Origin of the sequence: Pedobacter westerhofensis, assembly GCF_900182595.1 — a bacterium.
Classification (GTDB): Bacteria; Bacteroidota; Bacteroidia; order Sphingobacteriales; family Sphingobacteriaceae; genus Pedobacter; species Pedobacter westerhofensis.
In genome coordinates, this window is record NZ_FXTN01000003.1 from 182,067 (window position 1) to 194,215 (window position 12,149).

The following is a 12,149-nucleotide window of genomic DNA, read 5'->3' on the forward strand; positions in this document are numbered from 1 at the left end:
TCTTAAATCTCGTTTCGTTCTTCCAATAATGTTTCGCTCTGCAGGTATAGCTCCTTTAGCGCTTCAAGTGTTTCCGCCGGAGCCTCCCACATCCCGCGCTGCACGGCTTCCAGCAATCTTTCAGTAATCGAATGTAAAGCCCAGGGATTATTTTTAGCAAAAAACTCCTGTATTCCCTTATCCAGGGCATAGGTTTCAGCCAGCTGCTGGTACATCCAGTCGTCCACCACCTGAGCAGTTGCATCGTACCCAAATATGTAATCCACAGTTGTTGTCAACTCCAGACCACCCTTGTATCCATGTTTTTGAATACTTTCCAGCCATTTGGGATTGACTACCCTTGAGCGGAAAACACGCAATACCTCTTCTTTCAGGTCCCTTACCGTGGCCCTGTCCGGATTCTGCGTATCCCCAAAATAACTTTTGGGCTGCTTGCCGGTGAGGCTCCGGATCGAAGCGATCATCCCCCCATGGAACTGCAGGTAATCATCACTGTCAAAAATATCATGTTCCCTGTTATCCTGGTTATGCAGGGCAACTTCTACAGTTGCCAGTCTCTTTTTAAATTCTTCTCTGGCATCAACACCATTTACGTTTTTGCCATAGGCATACCCGCCCCAGTTGATGTAGGTGGCAGCGAAATCAGCATCAGAGTGCCAGTTCCGTTCCTGTACCAGTTCCAGGATCCCTGCGCCGTAGCTGCCCGGAGGCGAACCAAAGATCCGGTAGGCAGCTTTTTCTTCTGCCTGTTCCAGGGAGAGATCCTCTGCCTCAAGCGCTGCCAGATCTTTTATATAGTGTTTTCGTACAAAATTACTTTCTTCAGGCTCCGCTTCTGCAGCGATCACCATCTGTACGGCATCATCAATCAGGTCAACCAGGTGAGGAAAGGCATCCCTGAAGAAACCGCTGATACGCGTGGTTACATCAATCCGCGGACGTTTAAGTTCTTCCGCCGGGATCAGTTCCAATCCAACTACCCTCCTGCTTTCAGGCTGCCATATGGGTTTTACGCCCATTAAAGCTAAAATTTCTGCCACATCATCGCCCTGCGTGCGCATTGCACTGGTACCCCAGATACTGATCGCAACACTTTCGGGATAAAACCCTTTTTCTTTTAAGTGACGTTCCAGTACCTCATTTGCCAGCTGCTGCCCTACCTGCCAGGCTGCCTGCGATGGCAGTGCACGCGGATCTACACTATAAAAATTGCGCCCTGTGGGTAAAATATGTGCCATACCCCGTGTAGGTGCACCACTTGGTCCTGCCGGGATGTACCCACCAGACAAGCCATGCAGCAGATTGCTGATCTCGTCGTAAGTTTGCGACAGATCAGGCATTAAATGCGCACAGACATAGGTCAGCACATTCAGTATGCCAGTACATTCTTCCGTTGTTTTACCAAAGGTTTCCTGAAAAACCTTCAGCACAGCATCACCGTTGAAGTGATATTTATACAATAGCTGCAGCAGGTGCTTGCCCAATTCTTCAATAACTTCCAGCGCATCCGCAGCAGTTACCACCGGTCGTCCGGCCAGCAGCACAAAGTTTTCGGGCACGCTAAGCAATCGCTGCCCCTTCCTGTCCAGCAGGTCATTGAGATCAAAGCCAAACAGGGCAGCAATCTCAGGAGGCAGCCCGGGAACACCAATATTTGAAAGCCGCGTAAGCGAAGCCAGCATATCGGTTAACGCCGTTCCGGACGGGGCCTGACCAAGCGTATGGAGCCCGTTGCGTATCTGGGCCGCGCCCAGCTCACACAAATATCCGTCGATATCCTCTATTAAATGCGCAATATCCTTACCGTCCATTTCGGTGATGCTGACAGGAATACCCTCAGGGGTCATCTCATCATCCCATTCATGTTTGTGGTCACCATGGTCGCGCTGCAGCATAACGGCTAAATCCTTATCCAGATTTGTCTGTTTGATCAGGTTCCAGATCTGGTGCTGCAATAAGGGGAGCTTTGAGGGGTCCAGTGTTTCCACCTGATAGTATTCATCTACCAGCTGGGTAAGCATGGCCAGTTCGCCATAGCTGTCGGCCGATGTCATGGCCGGCGTAAGGTGATCAACCACAATGGCATGTGCACGCCGTTTAGCCTGTGAGCCCTCACCGGGGTCATTGATGATAAAAGGATAAAAAAGCGGCAGGTCTGCCAGGAAAGCATCCGGAAAACAGTTCTCCGAGAGGCCAATACTTTTCCCTGGCAGCCACTCCAGCGTACCATGCTTGCCCACATGGACAATCGCATCAGCGCCCCAGTCATTCCGCAGCCATTTGTAAAAGGCATGGTAGTGATGCGTGGGCGCCAGGTCGGGCTGATGATAGATCGCATCGGGATCCATCCCATAACCGCGCGGAGGCTGGAGGGCAACCATAGCATTGCCAAACTCAAGGCCGGCAAAGGCAATATGATCACCGTGTATATATGATTTTCCGGGAGCTGGCCCCCATTGTTTTTCTATTTTTTGCTGCAATGCTGAAGGTAATTCACTAAACCAAGCTGCATATTGGGCAAACGACACCTGACCAACCGCATTTTCCAACTGCTGCGGCGTAAGATAAGTTTCATCATAAGAACACCTGTTAACCAGATCGTGTATCAGCTCAGTTCCGGAACCAGGAAGACCATCGATCAGATAACCTTCTGCCTGCATCGCTTTTAACATCATTATCAAAGATTCAGGTGCATCAAGCCCTACGGCATTGCCGATCTGTGAGGCCTTGGTACTTGAATTGGTAAATACAAAAGCCACCTTTTTTGCCCGGTTAGGCAGATGTTTCAAGCGGGCAAAACGTACGGCCAGACCCGTCACCCGGTCTATCCTGTCATCAACAGGTTCATATCCATTGGCATCTTTTCCCTTCTCTTTAAATGAAACCGGCACTGTAATGATCCTGCCGTCAAATTCAGGAATAGCCACATTCATTGCTGTATCCAGGGGATTGAGTCCCCTGCTGGATGCGTCCCAGGAACCGCGGCCCATACCACTGGTAATCGCCTGCAAAATCGGGACATCCAGTTTACTCAATATGTTTTCGCCCTGTATTACCGCGTTTCCATCCTGCATGGCAAAAGAAACCGTATTGATCAGGACATCAATAATCACTTTATTTTGGATGCTGAAAAACTGAAAAGCAGCAGGCCATCCTGTTTCTTTATCCAGGGCCTTTAATGATGCCGTATAAACCGGTAGCACGTTGAGACTTCTGTCCTCCAGTGACCTGATCATGGCATCAATAAAAGAAGTATTTCCGCTCATGTAATGCGCGCGGTAAAATGTAAGCCCCACTGTTGCCCAGGCCGCATTGCTGCGCTGCTGCCAGTCTTCAAAGCTTGCATCCTCAGGCAGATCAGGATGATAAATCCCATGCTGTGGCAATATAACAGGCGCATCAAAGCCAAATCCGGTCATTAACAGACGGTCAGAAAGGAATTGCAGCAAGGAAAGCATATTCACCTGCCCTCCCGCGTCAAGATAGTTCAGTGTCTCCTGTAATACATCTGGCGGCACAGTAGATACTGCAGCATATTCAGGGTTAAAATCACTGGTACCGCTTACAAGGATCAGGTGCTGCCCTTGTTTTTTCACCCGGCTGACCAGTTCACTAAAGCCGGGAATGCTGCTCGGGCGTCCAAGTATTCTGAGGATAATGATTTTTGCAGCTGCAATTTCCCTGTCCAGCAGCTGTGCCATATGGGCTTCGCTCTTCACCGCCAGCAGGTTGATCCCCAGCGTCTGCGGGAAATCTTCGGGAAGAAACTGCAGGGAACGCTGCAGGCTAAGCAGGTCTGTATCTGCATGAGACAGAAATACAATCCCTTCCTTTGCCTGGTCTGCGGGACCGGAGATAGAGGGAACCTCAGCACCTTTCCAGGTATAAAACTGAAAAACATTTTCACTAAGTTCTGACGGCGGTACCAGATAACCATCAGCTTCCACCATACTTTCTATGTAGTCAAATATCGCTGTTACCTGCCAGTCGCTGTTCACCGAATGGAACCATATTGAGTGGCCGTCAAAGAGTAGGGTAACCACATTTGCAAGTGTACACGGCCCCAAACAGCCGCCTTTGGTCATGTGTACCACATTGCGCAATTTACGGCGCAGCCATTCACTTTTGTACAAATCTACGGGCACTGCACTAAAGCCCCTGTCCGTTCTTCCGCAGCAGCAGGCGTTATAGCAATAAGATAAGTGTCCTCTTCTCTGAACCAGGTTAATGGCCTTTCCATCCGCTCTTGTAACCCGCTGCCGTTTAATTTCGCCCATTGCTTATTTAAATGTTAAAACCTAAGTACAATTGAGATTACGCTCTGTCAAAAGTATCAAGAATTTTTATCATTTAACCACAGAGCCGTATTTACGTTGAGCTGTAACAAAGATTACCGGCGTTCTGCATTATGACCAAATTTGATACCTACTCCCAAATAAAGCGAAGCGCCAATTACGCCTTTTGGCGAATAGGAAGCATCATTAAAAATAACGGCAGACTTCAACAGGTTGTCAGTACCGGCAAACAGTTCAAAATTTGCAGTCTGGTACAAACCCTGTACACCAAATAAAAGGAACTGGTTCATGTTAAAAGCGGGGGTTACACTGATGGTAAACTCCTCTACCTTAAAATTATTTACTAGGACCACATCTGCACCATTATAGAACAGGTTCTTGGAAATAATGAGATCGGGAGTGTAAAAATTATACGTTTTTGAAATCAGGAAATCAACTTTTGCATTCGTTGCCGTATAAAAAGCCCCGCGCTGATTTTTGAGCTTAAGCAGGTCTACAACTTTGCGCTGCAGCTCTTTTGAATTGGCCGCAGTCCCTGCATTTAAAACGATCAGGTCATTATTCAACACCACAGAGCTTGAATTTTTGTTCCATCGGATAAAGCCCAGATCTTTAAGATTGGCCATGATAAAGACATCAGAGGCAGATCTGTAGGTAGTCCCCAGGCTAACTGATAAACCGGGGTTTTTAAAATCTGGCAACAGCGTATTCCGGTCCAGCTCTTCAGTAAGAAGAAAGCTCGCTTTATATTTACCGGTTAGCCTTACTGATAAATGATCCGGTGACACGGTTAAACCCGACTGTGTAACATCCGCATTGTTGTACGTAATCCCGCTGAGCACCCCCACTTTCAGTCCAACAGCTATGCCATCGCCATAATCCACACGGTAATTTGCGCTAAACTGATGGTACGACTGGCCATATCCATCACCATTGAAAAGATCATCCTTTGAAGTACTGAACCTGCCGTAGTTCCTCAGCGCAACCAGAGTTTCATTGGTATAATTGGCATATGCATCAGACCTTATTTGCCAGGAAAATCCCAGTTCTTTATTATTCTGATAAAAAGGGCTCATCCGGAAAGTCAGCAGGTAAACATTGGAACCACCATACAATTTATTGCGGTTGTTCATACCAACAGGGATATTCTTTGTGTCAATAAACCCGTCATTGAGTTTCCGCTGTAAGGTATAACTGGCATCCCCTCTGTTGCTGGTATTAAAACCGCCTGTGGGAAACAAGAAATTAGAGGCATACTGCCTGGAATCGTCCGATGTAAATGCCCTTTGTGCAGGGTTTTCAAAAGCATCAAATAATGTGTTCGTGTTGAACAGCCCGAACTGCTGAGCCTGGAGTTGACTTGAAATCAAAAGAAGGCCAATGTAGACGCATATCTTAGCCATATTATTATAATATTTTCCAAATATTATAATTTTAAATTAAGAGATACAATATTGTCCACAGATAAAATACATAGAGTGACGAAGATCATTTATTTCTTAAATCAACCTAATAAGCAATATCGTATAGATTTTCAAGAAACAAATCTGATGAGCGTCCATAGCCATAAGTGGTAAAATATTTATCAGTTAATCATTTTAACCCACAAAACAGAAAGAAAAAAGAGATCTTCATCGCTCATCGAAAGAAGCGCGCATTGTACAAATTTACCATTCCCTCAGGGGACAATTTTATTTAGAATTTACAAAAATATTTTACAAAAAAAATGCTATTCTCCATTGAACTGTGAACTGAGCTTCATCACTTCATAACCTTTTGCCCTGCACCGCTCTACAATGTCATCATAAGTTTTTTTTGGTATTTTCCGGGTCCTGCTCATGATAAACAAAAATTTATGCTCAGGATGGCCAACCACTACATAAGAATAATCAGATGCAGGTTCAATCACCCAATAATCAACCTTAACAGGCCAGATAAACTGGGTATAGAATGTAAAGAGTACAAGGTACCCGCATATTTTTCAAGGTCTACTTTAGTTACCGGCAGATTTTTATCTACCGGTAGAAAGGATGAGATCACTAAAAGAAAAGCGCACAAAAGTTTGATAGCAGGATAGATTTATTGATTTTTCAAACTGACAAATATCTACGAAGCATTAAACCTGCGGTTTTGATTTTTCTAAAGAACAGAATAGCTATAGGCTATATACTTGGGTCACCCTATTATTTCGGCCCGGATAAACTGTCTTTTAACATTTTCATAAAATACCCGCCTACAACACTTCTGGCCTGGAACCCAACTTGTTTTCCATTGGTAGTTTCATGCCAGTCGCTCAAAGGAACACGGGTTGGCGTTTCCTGTGAATAGCGATAAACTGGAGCGATCAGTTTTCTGAACTTTTCCGGATCATCGGTTAATCCGGCAGTCCACAATATCCAGTCAGACTTAGTATACGTTTTACGGCTGTCCAGGGGCAATCCATATTCGTTTTGTCTGGTAAGATAATAATTGATTTCCTTTTCGTAAACCGATTTAGGGAACAGCTCTAAATGAAGTACCTTATCCCATACCAGATTATATTTTTGGCTCCAGCTGCCCTTATTTTCAAAGGTCAGCGTATAATGGTCGCCATCATCAGCAAGGTCCATCCATTTTTTTACCATGGTATGTGCAATGGCATTATACTTATCTGCGGTCTTCATATCCCCAAGCTGCTGTGCCAGGCTTGCATAACAGGCTATTCCAACAATGGCCTTCATAGATAAGTTGGCATTGCGGGCCAAATGGCCGGCAAAATCATCTGTACACAACTGATTGGCCGGATCAAATCCTTCATCTGTTAAATAGTTCACCCACTGGCTAAGTGTTTTCCAGTGTTTCCTGGCATAATTTGCATTTCCCTCAACTTTGGCAATAGCGGCGGTGAGGATAATCATATTACCCGATTCTTCTACCGGCATCCCCTCTCCGTAAGTCTGGCCATTGGCAAGCGGATAAGTACCCAAGTCATGTGCAGCATATTTCTGTTTAAAAATCCCGCTTTCAGTAAAGTAAAAGATGCCGTTGAGCATTCCTTCCAGCAGACGATAGTTGTAAAGCAGATATAAAGGAGCAGAAGGGTAAGTAACATCTACCGTATTGATAAATCCACCGCTAAAGTTTTCCTTCGATAGCCACAGGATTTCGCCCTGCGGGCTTTTCACCAGTTCATGAGCGGCAATACCCTGGCGATAGGTAAGCGCACAAAGTGCAGCGTATTCCTTTCCGCCGGATGCCAGTGCATCCCTGTACATTTTTGCATCAAACGCAGAACACTTGCCCATCACCTGGCGATATTCAACCGCAGCTTTTGCCAGCAGCGAACCAAAATTGTTTTTACCAGAATTGTTCCACCATGGCCTTAAATTGGTTTTAAAATATTGTACCGCATAGATGTTCTCATATCCGATTTCCATGAATTTTGTGACTTCAGCGGCTCCAACCTTTCCAAAAGGAATCACCGTGTTCAGGCTCAGTCTTGTGCCTTTCAGCACCGAAGGAGTGGCAGGACCGCCGGTAAACGAACCAATCGCCTGCACCTGGCCCGAAACATATTGTCTGGCATGATATCCGGCAGGAACAGCCACATGCAGATAGCCCCAGTCGATACGCACATCATCTCCGTTCTTCTGCAAAACAGGCTGTTCTGTAGTACCAACCTTCAAAACGTTTAATGAACCCACTGCATACATTTGCGCCTTAACCGGCTGAGCAGGTTTATTTACCGCCAGATCGCTGGAAGCCCCAAAGAAAACCTTAACCTCATGCGTCTTTTTATCATTGCTCCTGGCGGCATAAGTGATATATGAAACCGGTCTTGAAAGCAGTTCCAAATCATTTAAAAGCAAAGGCGATGTGAAAGTTAGCTTTAGGTCCACATCACCGCATTTAAAACTATAGCGTGTCTGTGTTGGCGTAACCGTTACACTCTGCTGTTTTGCCGTCTTAATGTTTTGGTGCTCAACATCCTGTTCCTTTTCTGATATACCTATGTCAGCACGGGCACCGCCGCCGGTATTCACAACATGCATGGAGAACACATTATGCCCCTGCTTCAGCAGGCCTTTATTTTGCAGTTTAACATAAATATCATTAGCCACTCCCTGTTTTGCATAAACTTGCTCGCCATTCAGGTATAATTCAGCATCATCGTCATGAGAAATCTTCAGCAGCAAATCACCCAGCTTGCTCACATCCCCGATCTCAAATTCACGCCTCAACCAGATATCCCTGCTTTCCCATAATGTTTTATCGTTGCCTTTACTGTTGCCCACTGGAGATTTCCCCTGTTTCCAGTCGGACGCAGTAAAATTAACGGCAGTCCAGTCACCTGATGGCTTGGTTTCAGTATACTTTACCTCATATGAAATCTCATCAGATGCCGGCAGGATCGATTTGTAATATTGCGGGTCTTTGCCCAGAAAGCGATAAACCTGTCCGTCAACGTTAATCATACCAATCAGCGACTGACTGGCGCCGGTCCAGTGGTTAGTAGTTGATGCCGAAAGATCATCTGTTGATGACCAGATGCTGAAATAAGTATTATGTGTAATCAAAGGATACGAGGGTGCCCTGTTCACCTGTGCATTGGCCTGCATGGATATTCCCAGGAGCATCCAGACATAAAAAGTTTTTTGAAAGTTCTTCAGAGTTGATGTGTTGATACGCATATAATAGTAGTATGAGTTTTTTGCTTTATACCCCGGCTGATTATCCGTAATATAAAACAAGTGTAATTAAAATAATATTTAATTACACTTGTTTTGACAATTTTATATTAACAGGCTGTTGGATCATTGTGCATCATTCGCAGAAAGGCGAACGCCAAAATAAAGCATAAAAAAACCCGCCTTACTGATGTAAAGCGGGTTTGTAGCCCGTAGGGGAATCGAACCCCTATTTCCAGAATGAAAATCTGGCGTCCTAACCGGTAGACGAACGGGCCTTTTCAAAGCGACTCATCTTTGCAAATGCTGCTTCTCCAGGTAGCGGGGACCAGACTCGAACTGATGACCTTCGGGTTATGAGCCCGACGAGCTACCAACTGCTCCACCCCGCACTATATTTTTTTGGCCTTCCACCCTTCGGTTTTAGTAGCCCGTAGGGGAATCGAACCCCTGTTACCAGAATGAAAATCTGGCGTCCTCACCCCTAGACGAACGGGCCATTAGATTAAAGCGTTTAACCTTCGCAAGTTAAACGCTTCTCCAGGTAGCGGGGACCAGACTCGAACTGATGACCTTCGGGTTATGAGCCCGACGAGCTACCAACTGCTCCACCCCGCACTATGCCTTTAATAAGAAACGCTAGCGTGCAACTAGCGTTTCTGTGTAGCCCGTAGGGGAATCGAACCCCTATTTCCAGAATGAAAATCTGGCGTCCTAACCGGTAGACGAACGGGCCTTTTCAAAGCGACTCATCTTTGCAGATGCTGCTTCTCCAGGTAGCGGGGACCAGACTCGAACTGATGACCTTCGGGTTATGAGCCCGACGAGCTACCAACTGCTCCACCCCGCACTTTATATCAACCTTAAACGGTGAAAGAATCAATCTTCCTTTGTTTTAAATTGGTCTGCAAAGATATATTTCGTTTCTTTGCAATGCAAATTTATTTTAAAAAATATTCAATGTCGCATAAAGCAGGTTTTGTAAGCATAATAGGTAAGCCAAATGTTGGTAAATCTACCTTAATGAATGCCCTGGTAGGGGAAAAACTATCGATCATCACTCCAAAGGCCCAAACTACACGTCACCGTATTCTGGGAATTGTGAATGAAGAAAATTACCAGATCGTTTTTTCTGACACTCCGGGGATCATAAAACCACGCTACGGCCTGCAGGATTCAATGATGAATTTTGTAAAAGGTGCACTGAGCGATGCCGACCTGATCCTGTTCGTTACAGACGTAAATGAACAGCATGATGAAAATGATGTACTGGAGAAGATCATCAACAGTACCATCCCAATGATCGTCCTCATCAATAAAATTGATGGCGCTACCCAGGAACAGGTAGATGAGAAACAGGCCTACTGGCAGGAACTCTTAAAGCCTATGCACATTTATGCAATTTCCGCGCTGCACAAGTACAACCTTGACGGCATTCTGGAAAAGGTCCTTGAAAACCTACCTGAACATCCGGCATATTATGATAAAGAGGAATTGACAGATAAAACCCAGCGTTTCTTTGTTTCTGAGATCATCAGGGAAAAAATCTTTAATAACTATCAGAAAGAAATCCCTTACAGTACCGAAGTGGTAATTACTTCATTCAAGGAAGAAGAAAAAATTACCAGGATAAGTGCAGAAATCATTGTAGAGCGCGATTCACAAAAGAACATTCTGATTGGCAAGGGGGGCTCCATGCTGAAAAAAGTAGGAACGGAAGCACGCAAGGATGTAGAACGTTTCCTGAACCAGAAAGTGTTCCTGGAAACCTTCGTAAAAGTGATTCCAGACTGGAGAAGTAAAAAGAACTATTTAAAAAGTTTCGGGTACGAAAATTAAACCTACCTTTGCAACCCCTTAATAATTAATACAATTCACAACACATGGCTAATATTATAGCAATCGTCGGAAGACCAAACGTAGGCAAATCTACCCTTTTTAACCGCTTAACTGAGAGTCGTAAAGCTATTGTGGATGATTTCAGCGGTGTTACGCGTGATCGTCATTATGGCGTTGCGGAGTGGACTGACAAACAATTTACAGTGATCGATACCGGTGGATATGTTGCAAATTCTGAAGATGTTTTTGAAGCAGCCATCCGCGAACAGGTAGTCATTGCTATCGAAGAAGCATCAGTAATCCTGTTTATGGTGGATGTAATCACCGGAATCACAGATCTTGATGATGAAATCGCACAAATTTTGCGCAGAAGCAAAAAACCGGTTTTTATCGTTGTCAATAAAGTAGACAATACTTCGCTGGAAAATGATGCCGCCGTATTTTATGGCTTTGGATTAGGAGAGATTTATTCGATCTCTTCCATGACAGGTTCTGGTACAGGCGACCTTCTCGACGAAGTGATCTCTCACTTTGAAGATGTTGTAATCGAAGATAACGGATTACCAAAACTAACCATTGTAGGAAGACCTAACGTAGGTAAGTCTTCATTAATCAATGCCCTGATGGGTCAGGAAAGAAATATCGTTACCCCGATTGCCGGCACTACACGTGATTCCATTCATATCCATTACAATCAGTTTGGCCACGAGTTCATGTTTATCGATACTGCAGGTTTGCGTAAAAAGACCAAAGTAAAAGAGAACATCGAATTTTATTCGGTTATGCGTACCATCAAGGCTCTTGAAGAGGCTGACGTAGTGATCCTGATGCTGGACGCAATGGAAGGCCTGGAGTCGCAGGATGTTAACATTTTCCACCTTGCAGAGAAAAACAAAAAAGGTATCGTTATCCTGGTTAACAAATGGGACCTGGTAGAGAAAGATAACAAGACGATGAAAGCTTTTGAAGAGCAGATCCGTCAGAAACTTCAGCCATTCACAGATGTGCCGATCGTTTTTACCTCCGTAATCAGCAAACAACGTATTTTCAAAGCCGTAGAAACTGCACTGGAAGTATATAAAAACAGAGGTAAAAAAATCCCGACTTCAAAACTGAACGATGTGATGCTCCCAATCATTGAGAACTATCCTCCGCCGGCATTGAAAGGGAAATATATCAAGGTTAAATATGTTACCCAGATCAATGCAACATCACCGATGTTTGCTTTCTTCTGTAATCTTCCGCAGTATATCAAGGAGCCCTATAAACGCTTTATCGAGAATAAACTGCGTGAGAATTTTGACTTCAATGGCGTACCAATCCAGATTTACTTCAGACAGAAATAAGA

The 12,149-nt window shown here is 44.8% G+C and carries 6 protein-coding genes and 6 tRNA genes; 2 read left to right on the top strand and 10 right to left on the bottom strand.

Annotated elements, in window-relative coordinates:
* Positions 1-2 precede the first annotated feature (2 nt).
* The 10 genes from cobN to FN831_RS06230 all read right to left on the bottom strand — a co-directional run bounded on the left by cobN (position 3) and on the right by FN831_RS06230 (position 9,812).
* Positions 3-4,277, bottom strand: a complete 4,275-nt coding sequence (gene cobN, locus FN831_RS06185) for a cobaltochelatase subunit CobN (protein WP_142527349.1) — start codon at positions 4,275-4,277, stop codon at positions 3-5.
* Positions 4,278-4,390: 113 nt separating this feature from the next.
* Positions 4,391-5,698, bottom strand: coding sequence for a DUF5723 family protein (locus FN831_RS06190; protein WP_142527350.1), 1,308 nt, complete (start codon positions 5,696-5,698; stop codon positions 4,391-4,393).
* Between the two features lie 326 nt (positions 5,699-6,024).
* Positions 6,025-6,204, bottom strand: coding sequence for a lipocalin family protein (locus FN831_RS06195; protein ID WP_246101378.1), 180 nt, complete (start codon positions 6,202-6,204; stop codon positions 6,025-6,027).
* Positions 6,205-6,478: 274 nt separating this feature from the next.
* Positions 6,479-8,965, bottom strand: a complete 2,487-nt coding sequence (locus FN831_RS06200) for a glutaminase family protein (RefSeq protein ID WP_246101379.1) — start codon at positions 8,963-8,965, stop codon at positions 6,479-6,481.
* A gap of 203 nt (positions 8,966-9,168) precedes the next feature.
* Positions 9,169-9,240: transfer RNA gene (locus FN831_RS06205), tRNA-Glu, on the bottom strand.
* A gap of 41 nt (positions 9,241-9,281) precedes the next feature.
* A tRNA-Met gene (locus tag FN831_RS06210) sits at positions 9,282-9,354 on the bottom strand.
* 35 nt (positions 9,355-9,389) lie between these two features.
* Positions 9,390-9,461 (bottom strand) — tRNA-Glu (locus tag FN831_RS06215).
* Between the two features lie 46 nt (positions 9,462-9,507).
* Positions 9,508-9,580 (bottom strand) — tRNA-Met (locus FN831_RS06220).
* A 46-nt stretch (positions 9,581-9,626) separates the two neighbouring features.
* A tRNA-Glu gene (locus FN831_RS06225) sits at positions 9,627-9,698 on the bottom strand.
* Positions 9,699-9,739: 41 nt separating this feature from the next.
* Positions 9,740-9,812 (bottom strand) — tRNA-Met (locus FN831_RS06230).
* Between the two features lie 110 nt (positions 9,813-9,922).
* On the opposite strand from FN831_RS06230, the gene era reads away from it, so the two are divergent.
* Together era and der are read left to right on the top strand one after the other, a co-directional pair.
* The gene (era, locus tag FN831_RS06235; RefSeq protein ID WP_142527352.1) at positions 9,923-10,801 is read left to right on the top strand and encodes a GTPase Era; all 879 of its coding nucleotides are present in this window, start codon (positions 9,923-9,925) and stop codon (positions 10,799-10,801) included.
* A 44-nt stretch (positions 10,802-10,845) separates the two neighbouring features.
* Positions 10,846-12,147, top strand: a complete 1,302-nt coding sequence (gene der, locus FN831_RS06240) for a ribosome biogenesis GTPase Der (RefSeq protein WP_142527353.1) — start codon at positions 10,846-10,848, stop codon at positions 12,145-12,147.
* The last annotated feature ends 2 nt before the right edge of the window (positions 12,148-12,149 follow it).